We start from the raw sequence: 19973 nt of genomic DNA on the forward strand, positions 1-19973 counted from the left end.
GTTATCTTCCTAATTGCTCTAAAGCCTGTACCGTTAATGCTTCGGTATAGTCATTAATTTTCCAATGTTCAGGGCACCAACCCTTAACAAAGCGCTGGAAGTCAGCCCAAGCAACAGGAAATAACCAACGCCACTCTTGCTCTACACTTTGTGATTCAATATGAGGACAAAGTTCTTTTATCGCTTTTGATAATTGAGCAAAATAATAATCTAAATAAATAGGAACTTGCTGCTCTGCCTTAGAAAAATCAAGCACACTACTGAGCAACAAAATAACATCTTTCATACCACAGCCGTGGCCTACATACTGAAAATCCACAGCAGCAGCTTTGGCCCCTGTAGGTGTAAAAAAAAAATTGGCCAGCTTGGCGTCACCATGGACAAGCGTTTGATACTGAGCTTCATGTAAGGTGTTATCAATCAAGCTTGCAGCCTGTTTCAATCGTGTGTCTTGCAGCGCATGAAGTTCATCTGGTCGTGTTGCTAAATGCCAGTATGTGCCCGCGGGCCAAAGACCCGAGTACATCGTTAGGTTTGCGGGGGCAGAATGAAGATGTTGCGCATGGAAATAAGCGAGCCACGACAAACAAGCTTCGACATGGCATTGTCGCGGTGATGTCACAACGTCGCCATAACCTGCGGGGGCTAGGTCATCTAAAATCAACAAAATCGCATTGTCTAACCGTTCAACATACACACAATGTGGAACATGACACTGTAAATGGCTTTGGTTGGCAAAAGATTGGTACCAATTAACTTCAACGTGGTATGAATCTAACTTACGTTGGTGTGAGGTAACCGTGTTCCACCCTTTAGGATGACTTTTAGGTTGTGGTAACTCAATGTACTTAACCACAACAGAAGGTACGCCTGCATCGTTTAAAAAAGCACGGAATAACGTTCCATAACCACCCCATAACGTTTGAATAACTTGGGTGTGTGACACACTTGATGCCTGTGTAAATTGAGCGACAGATAACAGAAGTTGTTGGGAAATTGACATGATAATTAGTAAAAGAGCAAGAAAGAAAAAGAGCCTTATTCAATGACATTATGCTGCGACAGCGAATACCATTGAATAAGGCTCTCGGCCTTTAAACTTATCTTTTCTGCTAAAACTGCCCTTGCCTTTTTTCGCTTGCACAACACGTGTAGTAAATAGCTTACTTGTCACTGCTGCTTTCAGGGCATTGTCTCGAATGGTTCCGCGCCCTAAATCTGTTGCTGTTTCACTCACGGGTGTAGGTAATTGCACCACATCAACACCTTGATTGTTATGCGCTTGCTGCTTCGCTTTGCGCTTTTTAGATACCATAGGTATACCTCATATATTAATACGTTCAGCCTAAATTATGATTCAGGCACGCTAGATTGTACCTTATCCACCATATACTTTTTATACAATTTTAGAAACTCTAACACCATGCCCCTCGCTACATTATTTCGCTCGCAATTAATGAGAAAAACCACGCCCGTCTGGGTCACTGTATTAAAGAGCATTTCTGTTCTAATCCCTTTAACCCAGCCACCATGATGAATAAAACCAGACAGCCCTTGATAATCAAATGTTCGCCAACCTAAGCCATAATAGACATTACTGAGTTTGGCTTTATAGCGCATCTGGTTCGCCCGAATATGAGGCTTGTGCATAATCGAAAGCAAGTCAGGATTGAGTACCGCGGGTTGATGACCGAACTGCGCCAACATCCATTTGGCGAGATCTTGCGCACTGGCATTGATCCCCGCCGCCGCAGGAACTTGATAATAAGCCTCTTGCGGTTTAACCGCCGCGCACCCTGATTTAGTCTTCACATGAGGAGCTACCCTATCTTCATTACTGGTAAAGCCCTCAATACCGAAGGTTGCATGCTCCATTTCCAGTGGAATGAATATCTGCTCTTTCACAAAAGTAGGATAATCTTGCCCTGCTGCATGCTCGACCATTTCTGCAGATAAATTATAAATAATATTCTGATAGCCATAACAATCCCCAGGCTCACACACAAAGTTGATCCGTTTGATCATCTGAACAATGCGGGTGTAACTGACATTGTCTTCAAGCAAATCAGAATAGGCTTGAGGCACAAGTCCTGAGGTATGGGATAATAAATGACGTAGCGTGACCGCGCTCCCTTGCTGGGGATCACTAAATTCAATGTGCTCCAAGTAAGGCACTACATGGGTGTCCCAGTCGATTAATTGTTTATCAACTAATAACGATGTCGCAGCCGATGCAAAGGTTTTAGATATGGATGCCAACGGAAAGCGTGTTGAAGACGTGACACGTTGCTTACTACCAGCCTTTGCCACACCATAGCCGCGTAGTAGTCGGATTTGACCGTTAACAACCACTGCCAACGAGGCACCAGGAATAGATGTTGCTACAGCCTGCTTAACCCAATCATCAAGCGCGTAGACTATTTCATCTTTCGATGCACTGGTGGCGTTACCAGATGCCGCCATCATCAATAATGAAATAACACCAAAGCAAGTACGTCTTAAGCTTTGCACCACACACTCCTACAATGGCTCAATGTGCAGTAGAAAGTTTAGGTGTAAATCACCTCATACCAAGGCTTCGACTGTCTTAATAGTGAAACCCTGTGACTATTACGAATCGCTAGAGGCCATAAACTTAGATAAGAAAGTACCAATTTGGTCATACTTTTTATGGCTAAAATTACGGATAAGCTCTACTATGCATTTAGTGAACAGTGCTTTATTCGACTCACAAGTGTACGCTGAAAATGGCTATAAATTGACTAAGATAATAATACCCATAACTTTTAGTCAAATATTTAATATTTCCTATCACACTGAAATTAAAAGATTATCACTCATCGGATGAGCTTTTAAATGAGATCTGACGCACAAAATGGTTTTTGATATTCGTTGTAAGCCATTATACTAGCCAACCTCTGTCGAGGTGACATGATTTCTAACAAGGTTCAAATTCATGAAAGTAGTCGATTTTCTTAAGCAAAAGCGTGAAGCTCTAGCACACAATCCGTTTGAACTTAAAGACTGGCTATCTCCCTCTATCCGCGATTATTGGAGCGAATTCCTAGATAAAGCGAACAACAGTCAACTTGTTGCTTGGGGACGCGATCAAAAAATCACCGCATCTAACGATGCCATCGCACCAGAACCAGAAATCAAACCGACAGCCGTTATTGAGCTATCTGAAGAAGCTCAACGCGTAAAAGAAGAAATTGAAGCTAACCTAGGTGAAGAAATTCACGTGGGTGATTGGCTTATTGTTGATCAAGACCGCATTAACCAATTTGCGGCAGTCACTGAAGATCACCAATGGATTCATACCGACCCCGAACGTGCAACTGCTGAATCACCATTTAAAACAACCATTGCGCATGGTTTTTTAACCCTGTCTTTACTGTCTGTACTGACTGACAGTGTTGATCCAGCGAAGCAGACGTTCCCATCAGCGAAAATGACCGTTAACTTTGGTTTGAATAAAGTTCGCTTCCCGTATCCAGTAAAAGCGGGTGTACGCGTGCGTGCTCGTACTTCTATTCAATCTGTTACGCCGATTAAACGCGGCCTTGAGATTGTTCAAGAAATTAAAGTTGAAATTGAAGGTTGTCGCCGACCTGGTTGTGTCGCTGAATCTGTGATTCGTTTATATTTCTAATCACTCTCTTCACTGACACCATATCACTAAAAAGCAGAGATTATTCTCTGCTTTTTTGTACTTACAATTTCTCATCTCATCGTTCTTGTATTGCTAAGGTCGCCAATCGATCAGTAATCGCAGCTATTGCCATACTCACTGTAACTGGCATCCCGCCATGATACGCATGTAACGCATACACATTACTTTGCGCGAGTTGATAATGTGGAAGCAGATCAACTAAGTCCATTTGGTGCTGTTGAAAGATAAATTCAGGTAGGATCCCAATGCCAGCACTTTGCTTCAATAACCCCAAACACGCATGGTAATTATTCGTTCGATGTGTGGCGATAAAGTCATACGACAAGGTTGACTCTACCACCTCCTCTTCATAACTAACATTCACTTTACGGGTCATCATATGGTGAATTTTATCATGTTGCCAATGATGAGCAATATACGCTTGTTGCTCGATAGGTCCTTCTGATAACGTTTTATGGCCGCATAACACGTCACGAAATTGCCCTATCTTCCTTTGCTTTAAGTTACTGCTTGGCGATTCCCCCACCCTGATCGCTAAATCAATCCCTTCTTGGATTAGATCTGTCTTGCCATCATCAGAACGCAAGTCGAACTTCACGGCTGGAAATGTACGGAAGCAATCAGTCAGTGCTGGAATTACGAGATAATCCATTACCGCATTGGATGCAGTCACTGTGATAGTACCTTGGGGGACTTGTTGCTGATTTTGCGCATCTTGCCAAGCATTCTCTGCAATAGTGCGCATCAAACAGCATTGCTGGAAAAAGGCATCGCCAGCCACTGTTAGATGCTGTTTACGTGTAGTTCGAGTCAGAAGCGTCACGCCCAAGTCCAGCTCTAACTGCTTTAAATGCTGACTAACAACAGATTTCGACAACCCGAGTCTATCTGCTGCTTTTGTTATAGAGCCGGTTTCAACGATATGTTGAAACACGGCCATTTGACGATACCGAGACATATTGTCCTCTTTTACTAAACAGTATTTTCTAATTACTTTGTTTTTCCGAGTTAATTGTAACGCTAAAGTAGACTAAAACGAATAAACAGAGAAAACACCATGACTAATTCAGTTCTTAACGAATGCAAAGCGGCTATTTCACGTTGGCAGACTGCTTTTAACAACCAAAATGCAGCTGGCTGTGCCGAACAATACACACCAGACTCGGTGATGGATGCGCGTCCATTCGGCCGATTTGAAGGCCGTGAAGCCATCCAAGCATTTTGGCAAAACATCATGGATCAAGGCTTTAAAGAGGTTGATTACACCAATGTAACTTGGGATGCAGAAGGAGATGATGGCTTTATCCTCACCGCAAGTTGGACGATGAACAAAGCATTTGGTGCTGTGCACCGTGAATATTGGCAAATTCAAGCCGACGGAAAAGCACGTTTAGTCACTGATGATTTTGAAGTTCAGGGCGAGCGTTAAAGCTGTGATTATTTAAGAATATAAACACAAACACCGCACCCTGCATTAATATAAAGAATGCAAACTGCGGTGTCTGTCGTTAATCGCTCTTACTTAGCTAATAAGAGGTTTGAGTTAGAATCTTGAGGGCTTCACGCTGGCTCAAAGGTGCAAGTACAGCACTATGCTCACGTATGAATGTATTCACATAAATTGGATCTGTTTTAGAGTATTCACGCAATACCCAACCAATTGCTTTCTGGATAAAGAATTCTTTTTCATGCGCTAACATCAAAATGGTTTCTTCAAGCAATGGCAGGTTAGTGTCTGCTTTATGTCTAAGATGTGCTAATAAAGAAGCACGGCGCAGCCACATATTCTCGCTAGTTCGCCAAGCCATCAGCTTAGTTTCAAACTCGCGATGTTCTTTCACTAATCCGCCAATTAAATTTGAAGCAAGTTTATCAACGGTATCCCAATTGTCAGCCGTTTCTAACATTTCTTCATACACTTCAAATGCTTCTTGGGTACGAAATTTTTTATAGTATTCAGCTACATCCATCGCAAGATATAACTCTTCGCGATGCGTACCTGACCATAACCAAAGCACTAATCGACGGTAGTTAGCAAAATCATCGACCAGTGTATGCTCTCTTGCTTGTTTAAATACATCTTTTCGAGCGGGACTTTTTACACCATAAAATGGTTGTTGGATTTTCATGTATGCTTGCATAGCGATAGCATCATCTTTATTTGACACTTCCACTAGGCGTTGCTGCATGAAAATGACCATAGGGATCATTAGAGACATGGACTTTATTTCTACTTTATATAGTTTTTATGACGCCATTCTAAATGGGTTCTAACCACATTGGAAAGAATTTTACTCAGTAGAAAAGCCAACTTCATTATAAAGTTGGCTTCAAAAATCACGGTACAGCTGACTTAATTAATATTGAAGATCGACGGTTAAGCCCATTTCGGTCAAGTTTTTATCTTTAACCACTGGCGTCATTAAATTAATAACAGCACTACCTTGGCTTTGTTCTGGGTCATCAGCAGCACCATCACACGCTAATGCAACGTCATAACGACCGAAAGGAAGGTAACCAACAGCATATTTCCCTGTGCTTGGATCGACTTTTGCAGAGGTATAAGGTTCGCTCGAAGAACCTAAGTCACCGTAGTTATCATCCGTTCGAGGAAGGTATATATAAGCATACGCCTTAGTGAGGTCACCCTCTACAGCACATGAGCCTTTCGCAACCGTTCCTTGAAGCGTGGCGACATTCTCATTTTTCACTAAACGTAAACCACGGGGTTTTAACTGATAGCCGTGAGCGTTAGAAACCATGCTTTTTCGTAAATCGAACTCTAGTGTATACGCTTGAGTGGCATTTGCTGTTACATCAAAACCATCGAGCTTAAGCTCACCGCTTGGCACGCGAATATCGAGTTTATCACCAGTGGCGATCTCTTCTACATGTGAATACGGTGTTCCATCCGCATACACACCAGAGCTATCATTCCATGTAGACAACACAGATAAGCGCATTTGGCTATATTTCCCAGCCTCAAGCTTTTCATCACTCAGAACTTGTAGTGCATTCGCACCTTGGTAATCTAATAGATCAATCACCATAAATAATGGGTTACCCGCAACATCCTTCGGAATTTCAAGCCCATTAGGGATACACCCTTTTGAACTTTGATCGGCTACAAATGATGTTGTGCCCCACGCTGACTCAGAACCGTTATTGTGCTTCGCTGTAATTTGATCAAAAGCGACACAAACTTTACTCAATCCATCCACTGGAGCATCAGAGAAAGCGAGCGAAAAAGTCCCTTCATTACTTACATCAGAGCTTGAGTTACCACCACAGCCAGAAAGTACCAACCCTAACGCACTAACAATAAGCATTTTATTCATGAGATTTACCTATAAATTATCAATCTACATAGCTTAATACGTCAATATTTAAAGCATAGTAGCTGTATCTAAAAGGCATCATTCCTGACCTAAAGCTCACAAAAGGATGAGTAATACCATAAAAAAACAGGCAACAGCGTTAATAAAACATACACCAGTGTTTAAATAGTAACCGCTATTTCAAGGAGACAGATCAACCGAGACCATCAACTTTGCCTCCTAAAAAGATTAGAAACTCACCTTTCCACGCAACGATTTTGTCTGCCCACGTTGGTTTTTCTTATCCATACGGCGTTTTTGTGAATTGCGGGTAGGTTTAGTCGCTCGACGATTCTTTTGCACTACAGTGGCTGATAAAATCAGCTCTTTTAAACGATTAAGCGCATCTTCTTTGTTCATATCTTGCGTGCGAAATTGCTGCGCTTTAATAATGACCACCCCTTCTTTGGTGATCCTACTATCAGATAATTTCAGCAAGCGTTCTTTGTAAAAGTCAGGTAACGTTGAACGGTTAATATCAAAGCGAAGGTGAATGGCACTAGAGACTTTATTGACATTTTGACCACCCGCACCTTGCGCGCGAATAGCCGTGAGTTCAATTTCCCAGTCAGCAAGTTGGACAGTATTTGAGATTGTTAGCATTAAGAAGCCACTTATAATACGTGTATATATACGTATTATAAGTGGTTAATCGTAATAATACTTCCTTTACAGTAAGAAAGTTAAGATGGTTACTGAAAAAGTTGGGAAATGTTTATCGTACTGTATAATATTATATTTTCAATAATAATCGGGGGAGTGTCTGACGAATAAGCCGTTCAGCTTCAATTTCAACCTTAACAATTTTTATCACTCATATTCTCATAACACGCTTACAATTCAAACATTGATATTTACTCTTCCAAAAAAGTTTTTCAAATATATTTCTTCTTATTTTAACTACATTCGTACAGATACAAGTTGATTGCATTATTTCTTCAGGTGATTAATAAATAATTTGAAGTCATAAGTTATTAATGACTAAAGATAAAAAAGTCAAACTCCCTTTGACTCGGCTTATTAAATACACCCTTATGAACAATCCGCTTCAATAGTCATAACTACTTTTTGTTCACCTGCTTTTAGCTTACTAGCCATTTGAGTGGTCGTTAGCCAAAGCTGATAATCACCACTGGAGTCACTAGAGTATGTTTTACCAGCTGCAGTAGCAACTTGCATCGAATCTGCTGCAACTGCTCCATTTACGAATATTTTAAAATCAGCCTCGGTCGCTGCTCTTTCTGTAGTTACCGTTGGTACTAAATTAGCGCCACTATATGTTACTCTATTGATTTTTATCTTGTTATTTCCAGTGTTACTATTAACACCAAAAGTAACAGGAGTACTCCCTTTAGCCCCGTCCACACCAAATTCAGCTGTCACCACCTTCTCAGATGATTTAAATCCACAAATTTGAGCAACTTGACGAGAAAAAGTTAATTCAAGTGCACTTGCTACATTAGGCACTGCTACACTAGCTAAAAACATTAATGTCGCTGCAGTATTTATTCTTGATTTATTGTCAAAATTCATTGTTCTTCCTTTGGTTAATTACTTACAAATGTGTTTGATTTTAAGAGATTTTCTTGAGAAACCAATTGTTGTCTTAACATTTCAACTTCATGCTCCTTTGCCTCTAGTTCAAGCTCTCTCATCCTCTCTTCTTGTTTTAAAATTCTAAGACATTCAGATGGGCTTGGATTATTCCCCATCAAAGAAAAAGGAATTTCCACCTCTAAATATAAATGCTTATTGTTATTATAAATCTCATTCCAAGAATCGCGATTGTAGTTATTACTTCTTCCATTATTATCATTATTTCGAATTCCTGTTTTAATTCGAGATAAACTTTTTGAAGCCGAACATGAAGCCCCAGTATGAGACCTAACATCAAATCTCATCTCATTTGCTAAGGCATTTACACTTATTAACATTGAGCTTAATAGCAAACTTTTAAAACATATAAAAAAACCCAACTTAAATTTCATCATTTCATTTCACCTGGTGTCTTAACTTTAACCTTCGTGCATACAATCGTATTTATATTTAAATTATCACTCTTCATTTTCGTACAGATTTTTGTTGTTCCATTAAGGGCATTTAAAATGACATTAATATCAACCCCTTTATCATATCCTCCAGGTTGAATTGGTGTAGTTTCACCTAGTATTTTCAAAGTATTATCAGGCTTCTTAATAAAAACTTCAGCTGGAAATGCTTTACTGTTATTATTATAAACTCGAATCTTAACAGGAAACCTCATACCATGAGCTTTAAACCCCGCATCAACAACTACTGGAGAAACTCCATGAGCATTAACATTTAAAGGAACATTTAAAATAAAAAATAAAACTAATATTTTTTTAATCCCAATATTCGTGAATTTAAAAAAAGACATGAGCACGCAATTTTTAACCATCTTGTCCACCTAATTCCAACAAGTTGTTTCAAGGTCAAATTTAATTTCAATTATTTCTTTCGCCATAAATTCATGCGAATGATAATCTAACCGAATAAGCCATTTAAACTCCTGAGTAGGTTCACCCATTTGGTTATCGAAATGTTGCTTATATTTCCTTCTCTGATAAAATCTATACCTTACTAATCCACCACCAACAGGTTTTATCGTACCATTAGGTTCTATTGTATAGATTCGCACCTTATAATCAGAAATTGCCCTACCATTAATATCTTTTCCAGTTACTGTAATATTAGTAATAAAAAAGCCTGCCATTGTTTGATTAGTTGAAATATTGAACCCTGAATAGTCATTAGGATCTGATGGTTGCTCTCCTTTAAACATTATTCTTGAACTAGACCTCACCCCTTTAACATCACATTCAACTAGAGAAGACGCGTGCGAAAAAACAGGTAAAAGTATTATAAAAAAGCACACTATCTTACTTAACATAAAAACCTTTTAATTAAGATACAATTATCATTTGAAATTTAAATATAATATATTTAGCTTTGATTAATATAAACTTTAGGTTTCTCATAAAAAAAACCTTGCTGTTTTGATATACCAAAACTGGAAAGCAACAACGATGTTTCTTTATCTTCAACACCTTCCACAATGACTTGAAGATTGAGTTGCTGACAAAGTGCCAAAATGGCTCTTAACATCTTTTGCTTTTTAATATTATGACTCATACCTATAACTAGGCTCTTATCAACTTTTATTGTATTAACATTTAATTTACTGATATAAGAGATATCACAATACCCTTCACCAAAGTCATCAATACTAAATTCAAACCCTCTGTCACTTAGTGCTGTAATTTTCTCATTAATAACAGTAAAATCTGAGATTAGTATTCGTTCAGTAATTTCTAATTTAATACGTTCCGCATACCTAAATTTTTTAGATTTAAAGTATTGATATAGAAAGTCACTCTCTAGCATTGAAGGTGAAATATTTACACTTAACCACTGTTGTTTTGGCAGCGTATCAAGCTCCTCATAAGCTTGCTCAAGCAAAGAACTTGTTAAAGCGTCAAGTAGCCCAAACTTTTCAATATAATGAATAAATCTATCTGGTAGAATCACATCATTATCATTTACCCAACGGGCTAATACTTCATAACCAAGAGCACAACCTGTCTTCGTGCACATTATAGGTTGGTAGTAAGGCTTAAATTCATTATTTGCTATTGCCTTACGTATAGAGTGTTTTTTCACTAAAACTTCAAAAAAACAACCATATAAAAAAGTAAAAAAACTGACAATCAAGTTCTCTCGGATCATCTTATTTGTCATAAAAACTCTTCTTTACAGCTTAAATTTAAGGTAAGTAAATCAATCACAGCTATATAAGCAGCATATATAACTTCAAATTCTTCAATACGACTCTGATTAATTTTACTTGCCATTTCACATTGTAGAGATGCAAGAATATGCTTTACAAGAGCAGTTGAATCTTTATTTTCTAACTTCATATTAAAACTCCAACAGATAGTAACTACCCATAGAAAAAGTCATGTTATGTATTATTAAAGTGATTTTTACGTAATCTAACAAATACTATTTTCACTTAAAAAAAATAAACCATCAACCACAATGATTGATATGTAACCTATATATTAAAAGTGAAGACATAAAGATCCAAAAAGCAAACACTATCCATTCAGGCCAATCACAAAACGATATACTAACGTTAATGTCATTTGGTTCAACACTAATATTACCAACCATATCCATATAGAGATTTATTGGTTTCACTATCATAGTAACCTTGCCTTAACTACAGTAAGGAATGCATTAACAATGCACCCGCTTCAAATCGAGAATAATAGTAAACCTTGAATTCATTTATTTTCAGTAAAGTTTTGAAAAATAAAATAACCAAATTAAATCAAGCACTTGAAGTAGAGTAATCAAACTAAAATACACTGCTTCTTTCAGGGTTGCATATGGGGAAAGAATTAAAATGAAAATTTTACTTTTATTATCATTTTTCCACTTAACGCCACCTAGCCCATTAGGGCTAATGGTTACTTCCGTAAATTTCACTAGATGGTAAATTATATTACATTTACCACCTAGTGCTTAATGTAATAACTTCAATTATTTATAACCAAAATGTTTAACTAACTATTCTGTGCCTTTTAGTCATTGTAACTATCGGTAAAGATTTCAATACCTGGACTAAAATCAAAATAAAACACAATGTTAACTAAAGTTTGTTATAAAAAATCAGTGTACACGTTAATGTTATTGACTGATGCAATACATTTTAAGACGGATTTTTGGCATGAAAAAGTGGCTATCAGCTGCCACTTTTATAAATAATATATTTATATCATACCCGACGATAAGGTAAATACACGGGCTCCCACATATAATGAGCAAGCTCTTGCTCTATATCTGTTTCAGGTAATTGATGATGAGGGTCTGTTGCTTTTATATTCGCAAGAATTCGCTTAGCAACCGTAATAGATACGTTTCTAAGTTCACTAATTCTTGGATAGACACAACCTTTGTCTAAATCATCTTGAGAAACTTCATCAGCCAGTGCATACGAAGCCGTCGTGAACATGTCCATCGTGACTTTTGTTGACTGCGCCACAATCGATGCTAATCCCACCCCAGGGAAAATAAACACGTTATTACCTTGGCCAATGCGGTATTCTCGACCATTGTAATTTACGTTATCAAATGGACTTCCTGTTGCAACAATCGCTTGGCCCTCACTCCACTGGTAAATATCTTCAGGCAGAGCTTCGCAATTTGCTGTTGGGTTAGAAAGTGGGAATACCATAGGGCGCTTGGTGTATTCCATCATCTTTTGAACATGCTCAGCTTTGAACGCCCCGCCAATACCACTCGTACCTAAAAGTACCGTCACAGGGTGATTATTAATTAACTCGGTTAACGATACTTTGCTTTCATGCTCGGTTTGCCAACCTTGCGCTAGCGATCTTGGTTTTGCGTAACGTTTTTTATATTCATCTAAGCCTTCTCGGTCTTCAAAGACTAAACCTTGAGAATCAAGTACAAATATCTTTTCGCGTGCAGCCGTATGTGAGCAACCTTCTTTTAATAAGCCAGCAAAAATTTGATCAGCGACACCAACACCACCAGCTCCGGCACCATAAACGACGTAGGTTTGATCCACCAGTGTTTCATTTTTAATCTTAACCGCGCCTAATATACCCGCTAAAACAACTGAACCCGTGCCTTGAATATCATCGTTAAACGACGGTAAATACTCTTCATACTCAGATAAATTATCAAAAGCGTTAGACTTACTAAAGTCTTCCCACTGCAAAACGGCTTTAGGGAAATTGCGCTTCACTTCATGCACGAACTTTTGAATAAACTGCTTATACTCTTCGCCGCGCATCCTTTTTCTTGGCACACCCAAGTACATAGGATCATCTAAAAGGTCTTGATTATCGGTTCCCACATCCAGCGCAATAGGTAAACAATGAGCAGGATGGATACCCGCCCCTAATGTATAAAGAGATAACTTACCAATAGGAATCCCCATGCCACCTACACCTTGATCGCCAAGCCCTAAAATACCTTGGCTATCAGTTACCACGATGATTTTGATGTCTTTACCTTGAAAATGGCGAGCAAGATCGCTCATCTGATCAACGTTATCTTGCGTAACGTATAAGCCCCGCGCTTTTTGATAACGGTGACTAAATTCTTGGCAGGCTTTACCCACGGTTGGGGTGTAGATAATCGGGGTCATTTCCTCAACATGGCGAGATACTAAAGCATAGAACAAGGTTTCGTTACGGTCTTGCAATGCGCGCAAAAACAAATATTTTTCAATATCTGTAGAGGCATTACGAAAACCGTCGTACACACGATTTAGCTGATCATCAAACGTTTGCACTTTTGGCGGTAATAACCCCGTTAGTTGAAAGTCTTCACGCTCTTCATAGCTGAATGCCGTACTTTTATTTAATGTTCTATCATTTAGTAACTCAGTACCAGTAAGTGACACTGGACGAAATTCGTTGCCGTTTTCATCTTTCCACCTTAGGTATTTTCCTATGGTCATGGTATCCCTCCGCGCGATTAACGACTTGTGGTTAAGAAGTCATCATCTTATGCCTATGCCATCATAAAAAACGTGACATCATAACGAGTTAACAAGGTTTATCATGGCTAGAAGGTACTAACGTGATCTTAAAAGCACACTAATGAATACTAAGCTTAGGTTGCAAAAATTAGTATTCTTCGCCGTTAGGCTATACACTGACGATCCCTTTAATCATACTGATTTAATTCATATTTATGATGAACTTCGACGCACAGTTAACGCTTTCAGATAACGGCAAAATGTATGTGAATCCTCGCCGAATCGCGTTGCTCAAAGCGATATCTCAAACAGGTTCGATCAGCCAAGCAGCCAAACATGCCGAGATCAGCTATAAGGCTGCACATGATGCCATTAAAGATATGAATAACCGTGCTGAACACCCTGTCATTACCAGCGAAAAAGGCGGTAAAGGGGGCGGCGGCGCAACCCTGACCCATACTGGTGAGCGGTTAGTGCAAATGTATGATTTACTAGATCAAATTCAAGATATGGGCCTGAAAGCCTTAAATGATGATGAAGCGCCGTTACACAGCCTACTTGGCGTTATGAGTAAGTTCTCTTTGCAAACCAGTGCCCGTAATCAGCTTTTCGGTATTATTACCAAAATTGAAAACCATGAATTACACGATGTGATTTCCGTTGAATTAAAAGGCAAACAAACCTTACTCGCGACTATTACACATGGCAGTACTGAACGTTTGGGCTTAATTGTAGGAAAAGATGTAGTGGCACTCGTAAAGGGGCCTGCCGTGACGCTTTCATCAGATGTCACCAGCGACGATTACGATAATGTACTAGAAGGAAAAGTTAGCTCAGTATTACATGAAAAGCATACATCAGAATATCAGTTAGCCTTAGAGGGTGGAGATACTCTATGTGCATTCAATAAACACAGTGAAAGTGCAGTGTTAGATACCACTAATATTGTGGGTGACACTTGGTTTGCCCACTTTCATTCAAACCAAGTGATCATTGCAACGCTTAATTGATTCATCTGCATGGGATGAAGTCAAATACTGTTGCTAAATATGGCTAAACAGCTCTAGATAATCTTGCATCAAGTGCTCATGATTTTAAGCAAGATATCGAATCCTTATCAGGCATATCCTCTCTCGTAAGTGCCTTTCGTTATTCACAGCCGAATAATACGTAAGCAATGACGACATTGATATTTCGCATTATAAAATAGCTTTTCCCACCATTGGCGTTTTATCTTCATTACGTTACTACAGTCACATTTTGCACACATACCGCTATTACAACCTGTTCTACTACATATTAACTATTAAGCAATGCACATGCAGCACATCACGCTATTAATAGCTTACATAATAAAGAGTGGAGAGATTGAAAATGGACACTCTAATTTGACCCGTATCAAGTATTGTAAAACTTTGAATTAATTCGTATTTCAAAATAATTCAATACGGGAATAAAATGACACATTTTTTATTCATGACTATGTGTATACCATGGCTAAATAAAATTCTGGTTTCCGAGCCATCTAAAAATACAGTAGCGCTAGTGACACTAAAATAAGAATTGGTAGGGGGCTAGTTTACACAGCACTGTAAACAGAAGGGGGAGAAATAGAGCACTCGTCAGGCAGTACGTTAATCACGCTGGCCTGACTTTACACATAAACCAGAAAAAGGGCTGTAGCCTTCGCCACGCATTAAGCATTGCTCAAATTTTTTGTAATCGGTGTACTGGGATAAGATCAATAATAGCACTGATAACAATAGCCCTATAACTGCACCGACTGATAGCCACGAAAGTTTCTTTTTCATTCCATACACTAACGCCACCATAGAAACAGGTGCTACCGTAAGTGCAATAACCCACACATTAACAGTTAAAGCAAGAATCGACACGTTTTGACCAATATCCTAAACCATGAACAACAAGCAATGAACAAGCGTTCATTCAGAAGCAGAATAATAATCGCTTTTAGCTGCAACAAGCAAAGTTTGAATCAGATATTTTCAAAGCTTTACACTACTCTGACATAAATTCCGCAAATATTACCTTTTTCGCCAAACCTACAAACAAATAATAACCTCGATGCATATCAGGTTCCAATTCGGATTATAGAGAGCTGTGAGCATTATCGCTTTTTATTGCTTGCAAGCATTTCAAACCAGATCGATCTCACATTTTGTTACCAAAGAAAGTGCAAATCAGCCATTTTATCTCTACATTTCACCCATCGAAACGTTTGCGTAAACGTTTCGATGAATTAGAATTCAATTTAACGTGTTAAATAATATTCCTAAGAAACATGTTAGAGCATCACCACTATTTATAATTAAGGTGCACCCCATGAAAAAAAACGCACTCATCAATGCCGAGTTGTCATACGTAATCGCAACACTTGGTCACACTGATGAAATCACGATTTGCGATGCTGGCTTACCCATCCCTGACGAAGCACAACGCATTGATTTAGCTTTAATTCCGGGTGTTCCAACATTCATTGGCACTGTAAAAGCCGTGCTGAGTGAAATGCAAATCGAAGGCGTTATTATCGCTGAAGAATTCAAAAGCGTTAGCCCAGATCATCACCAAGCCCTTCTTGCACTCATTGATTCTGAACAATCATTATGTGGCAAATCTATCGCTATCAACTACATTCCACACGAAGCATTTAAAGTGCACACTCAAAACAGCAAAGCTGTGGTTCGCACAGGTGAATGTACCCCTTATGCCAACGTGATTTTTCAATCTGGCGTCGTCTTCTAAATCGCCTAGTTTTAAATCGCACAAATTTTTAGGTTGCTAACTAAGCCGCTTAATTAAAGTCGTAAGGAACGAACATGAATCAGCCAATCCTAGAATTACAAGGTATCGAGAAAGCCTTTCCAGGTGTAAAAGCCTTGGATCACGCTTGCCTGAATGTCTATCCCGGAAAAGTCATGGCGCTGATGGGTGAAAACGGTGCGGGTAAATCCACACTGATGAAGGTACTAACCGGCATTTACGCCATGGATAGCGGTGAAATTCGCTACCAAGGCAAGCCTGTTAACTTTAATGGACCTCGTCACTCTCAAGAAGCCGGCATCAGTATTATTCACCAAGAGCTTAATCTGATCCCTGAGCTGACTATTGCAGAAAACATTTTTCTCGGCCGTGAAAAAACCAACGCATTTGGTGGCATCAAATGGGCTGAAATGTACCGTGATGCTGATGCGCTTCTAAAGCGTTTGAATGTAAAACACCACTCTCGCCAACTATTAGGTGAGTTAAGCCTTGGTGAACAGCAAATGGTTGAGATTGCTAAAGCATTGTCGTTCAAGTCTCAAGTCATCATCATGGATGAACCAACCGATGCCCTCACCGATACAGAAACTGAATCGCTATTTAAAGTGATTAACGAGTTACGTAACGAAGGCTGTGGCATTGTTTATATTTCTCACCGCTTAAAAGAAATCTTTGAAATTTGTGATGATATTACTGTCCTTCGCGACGGTAAATTCATTGGCCAATGTGTGGTTGCAGAAACCAACGAAGATGGGTTGATTGAGATGATGGTTGGCCGTCGCTTAGACGAACAATACCCTCGCATTGAAGTAACGCATGGTACGACGTGTCTTGAAGTGACAAACCTAACGGGTGCAGGCGTTCATGATGTTTCATTCAAGCTCGATCGTGGCGAAATCCTCGGCGTCTCAGGCTTGATGGGTGCGGGTCGTACAGAACTAATGAAAGTGATTTACGGTGCACTACAAAGCGAATCGGGTGACATTAAGCTCGATGGCAAAAAAATCAACCCAATCAGCCCACAAGATGGCTTAGCAAATGGCATTGCTTATATTTCTGAAGACCGTAAAGGCGACGGCTTAGTCCTCGGCTTATCGGTAAAAGAAAACATGTCGTTATGCGCGCTGGAGCAGCTATCTAAAGGTGTACAGCTTAATCATTACGATGAAGTCACCGCTGTTGAAGACTTTATTCGCCTATTCAATATCAAAACACCGACTCGCGACCAAATTATTGGCAACTTGTCGGGTGGTAACCAACAAAAAGTCGCGATTGCTAAAGGCTTAATGACCCGCCCTAAAGTGCTGATCCTCGATGAGCCAACCCGCGGTGTCGATGTGGGTGCAAAGAAAGAAATTTATCAACTTATTAACCAATTTAAAGCTGAAGGCATGAGTATCATTTTAGTGTCGTCAGAAATGCCAGAAGTTCTCGGCATGAGTGACCGCATTATGGTGATGCACGAAGGCCGCATTAGCGGTGAATTTATGGCAACTGATGCCGATCAAGAAAAATTACTGGCCTGCGCTGTTGGTAAAAACATTGCGCAGAATGACGAGGTAGCAGCATGAGCAGCAAGGCTATGAACAAAGAACAAACACCAACCACAGGCTCAGCGAACAAGCTGTTTACCAAAGAGTGGTTAATTGAGCAAAAATCACTGATCGCATTGATCTTACTGATCGTTGTCGTGTCATTTTTGAATCCAAACTTTTTCACCGTCGACAATATTTTAAACATTCTTCGCCAAACCTCAGTGAATGCCATCATTGCTGTGGGTATGACGCTGGTCATCTTAACCGCGGGTATTGATTTAAGCGTAGGTTCGGTATTAGCACTGTGTGGTGCATTTGCAGCCACCATGATTGGCATGGAGATCCCTGCCATCATTGCGGTCCCAACCGCATTACTTGCAGGTGCCGCTTTAGGTGCTATCAGTGGTGTGATTATCGCTAAAGGTAAAGTACAGGCCTTTATCGCCACCTTGGTAACCATGACACTACTGCGCGGTGTGACCATGGTTTACACCGATGGCCGTCCTATTTCTACAGGCTTCACGGACGTTGCAGATTCATTCGCATGGTTTGGTACTGGCTACGCTATGGGTATCCCTGTGCCAATCTGGTTGATGGTTATCGTATTCGCTTCTATCTGGTACCTACTTAACCACACTCGTTTTGGTCGTTACATCTACGCACTAGGTGGCAACGAATCAGCAACTCGCCTTTCTGGCATCAACGTAGATCGCGTCAAGATTGGCGTCTACGCAATCTGCGGCCTATTGGCAGCACTAGCAGGCATTATCGTTACATCTCGTTTGTCTTCGGCTCAGCCTACTGCAGGTATGGGATACGAACTGGATGCGATTGCGGCTGTTGTACTTGGCGGTACGAGCCTTGCTGGTGGTAAAGGTCGAATCATGGGTACCTTAATTGGTGCACTGATCATCGGCTTCCTTAACAACGCACTAAACCTGTTAGACGTGTCTTCGTACTACCAAATGATTGCTAAAGCAGTGGTTATCTTGCTGGCAGTACTGGTCGATAACAAAAATAAGTAACACTTGAATCTTTTTAATCTTTGACTGAAACACCGAGCGGTGTTCCCCCTGATGTCGCCGCTCGGTACCCTGACCTGAAACTAAAAGGAATACAGAATGAAAAAGTTAGCAACCCTAATCTCAGCGGCAGTGCTGTCAGCGTCATTCAGCACTACAGCGTCAGCACAAGACACCATGGCAATGGTTGTTTCTACGCTGAACAACCCATTCTTCGTGACAATGAAAGAAGGTGCTGAAGCGAAAGCCAAAGAGCTAGGTTATGAACTCATTGTTCTTGATTCTCAAAACGATCCAAGTAAAGAACTTTCTAACATTGAAGACCTTACTGTTCGTGGTGTAAAAGCGATTCTGATTAACCCAACAGATTCAGATGCTGTCTCTAACGCCATTCGCATGGCTAACCGCTCTAAGATCCCAGTACTGACACTGGACCGTGGTGCAAGCCGTGGTGAAGTAGTCAGTCACATTGCATCAGACAATGTTGCAGGTGGTGAAATGGCGGGTAAATTCATCATGGAAAAAGTGGGTGAAAAAGCCCGTGTTATCCAACTTGAAGGTATCGCAGGTACTTCCGCGGCACGTGAACGTGGCGAAGGTTTCATGAAGGCAGTTAACGGTAGCGGTATGGATCTACTTGCTAGCCAGCCAGCCGACTTTGACCGCACTAAAGGCCTTAACGTAATGGAAAACATGCTAGCAGCGAACCCAGATGTTCAAGCTGTATTTGCCCAAAACGATGAAATGGCATTAGGTGCGCTACGTGCAGCTCAAGCGTCAGGTAAAGACATACTGATTGTTGGCTTCGATGGCACTGAAGACGGTATTGCTGCTGTTAAACGTGGCATCCTAGGTGCGACTATCGCCCAACAGCCTGACCTAATCGGTGCACTAGGCGTAGAAACTGCCGTTAAAGTGCTTAAAGGTGAAAAAGTGGATGCTTACATCCCTGTTGACCTGAAAGTTGTGACTAAATAATTCACTTAGTCATTATTGGAGGAGCGCATAATGCGCTTCTCCTTTCTATCAAAGTTCATTGTTTAGCGC

Annotated in this window: 22 protein-coding genes; 7 read left to right on the plus strand and 15 right to left on the minus strand. The window is 40.1% G+C overall.

The annotated features are described in order from the left end of the window. Position 1 precedes the first annotated feature (1 nt). The 3 genes from OCU87_RS22740 to OCU87_RS22750 are packed head-to-tail and all read right to left on the minus strand — an operon-like array spanning position 2 to position 2511. Positions 2-1003, minus strand: coding sequence for an ecdysteroid 22-kinase family protein (locus OCU87_RS22740; RefSeq protein ID WP_261858586.1), 1002 nt, complete (start codon positions 1001-1003; stop codon positions 2-4). Between the two features lie 48 nt (positions 1004-1051). Further along, entirely contained in the window at positions 1052-1315 is a 264-nt protein-coding gene (locus OCU87_RS22745) for an alternative ribosome-rescue factor A (protein ID WP_261858587.1), read from the minus strand. Between the two features lie 35 nt (positions 1316-1350). Next, a complete protein-coding gene (locus tag OCU87_RS22750) occupies positions 1351-2511 on the minus strand; it encodes a serine hydrolase domain-containing protein (RefSeq protein ID WP_261858588.1) in 1161 nt (386 codons plus the stop codon). Positions 2512-2956: 445 nt separating this feature from the next. On the opposite strand from OCU87_RS22750, the gene OCU87_RS22755 reads away from it, so the two are divergent. Next, positions 2957-3652, plus strand: a complete 696-nt coding sequence (locus OCU87_RS22755) for a MaoC family dehydratase (protein WP_062692538.1) — start codon at positions 2957-2959, stop codon at positions 3650-3652. 76 nt (positions 3653-3728) lie between these two features. On the opposite strand, the gene OCU87_RS22760 is transcribed toward OCU87_RS22755, so the two are convergent. Next, the gene (locus tag OCU87_RS22760; RefSeq protein ID WP_062692536.1) at positions 3729-4631 is read right to left on the minus strand and encodes a LysR family transcriptional regulator; all 903 of its coding nucleotides are present in this window, start codon (positions 4629-4631) and stop codon (positions 3729-3731) included. Positions 4632-4730: 99 nt separating this feature from the next. Between OCU87_RS22760 and OCU87_RS22765 the strand changes: the two genes are divergently transcribed. Further along, positions 4731-5102, plus strand: a complete 372-nt coding sequence (locus OCU87_RS22765) for a YybH family protein (RefSeq protein WP_062692535.1) — start codon at positions 4731-4733, stop codon at positions 5100-5102. Between the two features lie 97 nt (positions 5103-5199). Here OCU87_RS22765 and OCU87_RS22770 read toward each other — a convergent pair whose 3' ends face one another. From OCU87_RS22770 to OCU87_RS22815, 10 genes are all read right to left on the minus strand, one after another. Beyond that, complete coding sequence (locus OCU87_RS22770; RefSeq protein ID WP_062692533.1) at positions 5200-5892, minus strand: DNA alkylation repair protein; 693 nt, start codon at positions 5890-5892, stop codon at positions 5200-5202. A gap of 138 nt (positions 5893-6030) precedes the next feature. Beyond that, the gene (locus tag OCU87_RS22775; RefSeq protein WP_261858589.1) at positions 6031-7011 is read right to left on the minus strand and encodes a DUF4382 domain-containing protein; all 981 of its coding nucleotides are present in this window, start codon (positions 7009-7011) and stop codon (positions 6031-6033) included. Between the two features lie 228 nt (positions 7012-7239). Continuing rightward, on the minus strand, positions 7240-7653 hold the full coding sequence (gene arfB, locus OCU87_RS22780) for an alternative ribosome rescue aminoacyl-tRNA hydrolase ArfB (RefSeq protein WP_062692530.1): 414 nt from the start codon (positions 7651-7653) through the stop codon (positions 7240-7242). A 429-nt stretch (positions 7654-8082) separates the two neighbouring features. Further along, positions 8083-8583: a hypothetical protein gene (locus OCU87_RS22785; RefSeq protein ID WP_261858590.1), complete on the minus strand. Its 501-nt coding sequence runs from the start codon at positions 8581-8583 to the stop codon at positions 8083-8085. Between the two features lie 14 nt (positions 8584-8597). Beyond that, positions 8598-9041: a hypothetical protein gene (locus OCU87_RS22790; RefSeq protein WP_261858591.1), complete on the minus strand. Its 444-nt coding sequence runs from the start codon at positions 9039-9041 to the stop codon at positions 8598-8600. Continuing rightward, positions 9038-9469 (minus strand): hypothetical protein, encoded by a 432-nt coding sequence (locus tag OCU87_RS22795; RefSeq protein WP_261858592.1) that lies wholly within the window; start codon positions 9467-9469, stop codon positions 9038-9040. Before OCU87_RS22795 ends, OCU87_RS22790 begins: the two co-directional genes overlap by 4 nt. 9 nt (positions 9470-9478) lie before the next feature. Next, positions 9479-9853 carry a hypothetical protein gene (locus tag OCU87_RS22800; RefSeq protein WP_261858593.1) on the minus strand — a complete coding sequence of 125 codons (375 nt, stop codon included), beginning with the start codon at positions 9851-9853 and terminating at the stop codon, positions 9479-9481. Between the two features lie 161 nt (positions 9854-10014). Next, entirely contained in the window at positions 10015-10809 is a 795-nt protein-coding gene (locus tag OCU87_RS22805) for an EAL domain-containing protein (protein WP_261858594.1), read from the minus strand. Continuing rightward, the gene (locus OCU87_RS22810; RefSeq protein WP_261858595.1) at positions 10806-10988 is read right to left on the minus strand and encodes a hypothetical protein; all 183 of its coding nucleotides are present in this window, start codon (positions 10986-10988) and stop codon (positions 10806-10808) included. The genes OCU87_RS22805 and OCU87_RS22810 overlap by 4 nt, the downstream gene beginning before the upstream one ends. Positions 10989-11851: 863 nt before the next feature. Next, positions 11852-13567 carry an NAD-dependent malic enzyme gene (locus tag OCU87_RS22815; RefSeq protein ID WP_261858596.1) on the minus strand — a complete coding sequence of 572 codons (1716 nt, stop codon included), beginning with the start codon at positions 13565-13567 and terminating at the stop codon, positions 11852-11854. 236 nt (positions 13568-13803) lie between these two features. Here OCU87_RS22815 and OCU87_RS22820 point away from each other — a divergent pair, with 236 nt between their 5' ends. Beyond that, the gene (locus tag OCU87_RS22820) at positions 13804-14598 is read left to right on the plus strand and encodes a TOBE domain-containing protein (protein ID WP_261858597.1); all 795 of its coding nucleotides are present in this window, start codon (positions 13804-13806) and stop codon (positions 14596-14598) included. Positions 14599-15222: 624 nt separating this feature from the next. Here the strand turns inward: OCU87_RS22820 and OCU87_RS22825 are convergent. Then, the gene (locus tag OCU87_RS22825) at positions 15223-15483 is read right to left on the minus strand and encodes a hypothetical protein (RefSeq protein ID WP_062692528.1); all 261 of its coding nucleotides are present in this window, start codon (positions 15481-15483) and stop codon (positions 15223-15225) included. Between the two features lie 448 nt (positions 15484-15931). Here OCU87_RS22825 and rbsD point away from each other — a divergent pair, with 448 nt between their 5' ends. The 4 genes from rbsD to rbsB all read left to right on the plus strand — a co-directional run bounded on the left by rbsD (position 15932) and on the right by rbsB (position 19904). Next, complete coding sequence (rbsD, locus tag OCU87_RS22830) at positions 15932-16351, plus strand: D-ribose pyranase (protein WP_062692527.1); 420 nt, start codon at positions 15932-15934, stop codon at positions 16349-16351. A 74-nt stretch (positions 16352-16425) separates the two neighbouring features. After that, positions 16426-17940, plus strand: a complete 1515-nt coding sequence (rbsA, locus tag OCU87_RS22835; RefSeq protein ID WP_261858598.1) for a ribose ABC transporter ATP-binding protein RbsA — start codon at positions 16426-16428, stop codon at positions 17938-17940. Beyond that, positions 17937-18929, plus strand: a complete 993-nt coding sequence (rbsC, locus tag OCU87_RS22840; protein WP_094958541.1) for a ribose ABC transporter permease — start codon at positions 17937-17939, stop codon at positions 18927-18929. The genes rbsA and rbsC overlap by 4 nt, the downstream gene beginning before the upstream one ends. Positions 18930-19025: 96 nt before the next feature. After that, positions 19026-19904: a ribose ABC transporter substrate-binding protein RbsB gene (rbsB, locus tag OCU87_RS22845; RefSeq protein WP_261858599.1), complete on the plus strand. Its 879-nt coding sequence runs from the start codon at positions 19026-19028 to the stop codon at positions 19902-19904. Positions 19905-19973 lie beyond the last annotated feature (69 nt).

The sequence above is a fragment of the Photobacterium sanguinicancri genome (assembly GCF_024346675.1).
GTDB classification, from domain to species: domain Bacteria; phylum Pseudomonadota; class Gammaproteobacteria; order Enterobacterales; family Vibrionaceae; genus Photobacterium; species Photobacterium sanguinicancri.

Excerpts from the sequence above, each read along its gene's own strand:
- OCU87_RS22775 (WP_261858589.1), bottom strand. The coding sequence starts at position 7,011 with ATGAATAAAATGCTTATTGTTAGTGCGTTAGGGTTGGTACTTTCTGGC.
- OCU87_RS22765 (WP_062692535.1), top strand. The coding sequence starts at position 4,731 with ATGACTAATTCAGTTCTTAACGAATGCAAAGCGGCTATTTCACGTTGG.
- OCU87_RS22755 (WP_062692538.1), top strand. The coding sequence starts at position 2,957 with ATGAAAGTAGTCGATTTTCTTAAGCAAAAGCGTGAAGCTCTAGCACAC.
- rbsB (WP_261858599.1), top strand. The coding sequence starts at position 19,026 with ATGAAAAAGTTAGCAACCCTAATCTCAGCGGCAGTGCTGTCAGCGTCA.
- OCU87_RS22815 (WP_261858596.1), bottom strand. The coding sequence starts at position 13,567 with ATGACCATAGGAAAATACCTAAGGTGGAAAGATGAAAACGGCAACGAA.
- OCU87_RS22740 (WP_261858586.1), bottom strand. The coding sequence starts at position 1,003 with ATGTCAATTTCCCAACAACTTCTGTTATCTGTCGCTCAATTTACACAG.
- OCU87_RS22800 (WP_261858593.1), bottom strand. The coding sequence starts at position 9,853 with ATGTTTAAAGGAGAGCAACCATCAGATCCTAATGACTATTCAGGGTTC.
- OCU87_RS22820 (WP_261858597.1), top strand. The coding sequence starts at position 13,804 with ATGATGAACTTCGACGCACAGTTAACGCTTTCAGATAACGGCAAAATG.
- arfB (WP_062692530.1), bottom strand. The coding sequence starts at position 7,653 with ATGCTAACAATCTCAAATACTGTCCAACTTGCTGACTGGGAAATTGAA.
- rbsA (WP_261858598.1), top strand. The coding sequence starts at position 16,426 with ATGAATCAGCCAATCCTAGAATTACAAGGTATCGAGAAAGCCTTTCCA.
- OCU87_RS22795 (WP_261858592.1), bottom strand. The coding sequence starts at position 9,469 with ATGGTTAAAAATTGCGTGCTCATGTCTTTTTTTAAATTCACGAATATT.
- OCU87_RS22790 (WP_261858591.1), bottom strand. The coding sequence starts at position 9,041 with ATGATGAAATTTAAGTTGGGTTTTTTTATATGTTTTAAAAGTTTGCTA.
- OCU87_RS22745 (WP_261858587.1), bottom strand. The coding sequence starts at position 1,315 with ATGGTATCTAAAAAGCGCAAAGCGAAGCAGCAAGCGCATAACAATCAA.
- OCU87_RS22805 (WP_261858594.1), bottom strand. The coding sequence starts at position 10,809 with ATGACAAATAAGATGATCCGAGAGAACTTGATTGTCAGTTTTTTTACT.
- OCU87_RS22785 (WP_261858590.1), bottom strand. The coding sequence starts at position 8,583 with ATGAATTTTGACAATAAATCAAGAATAAATACTGCAGCGACATTAATG.
- OCU87_RS22810 (WP_261858595.1), bottom strand. The coding sequence starts at position 10,988 with ATGAAGTTAGAAAATAAAGATTCAACTGCTCTTGTAAAGCATATTCTT.
- rbsC (WP_094958541.1), top strand. The coding sequence starts at position 17,937 with ATGAGCAGCAAGGCTATGAACAAAGAACAAACACCAACCACAGGCTCA.
- OCU87_RS22770 (WP_062692533.1), bottom strand. The coding sequence starts at position 5,892 with ATGTCTCTAATGATCCCTATGGTCATTTTCATGCAGCAACGCCTAGTG.
- OCU87_RS22760 (WP_062692536.1), bottom strand. The coding sequence starts at position 4,631 with ATGTCTCGGTATCGTCAAATGGCCGTGTTTCAACATATCGTTGAAACC.
- rbsD (WP_062692527.1), top strand. The coding sequence starts at position 15,932 with ATGAAAAAAAACGCACTCATCAATGCCGAGTTGTCATACGTAATCGCA.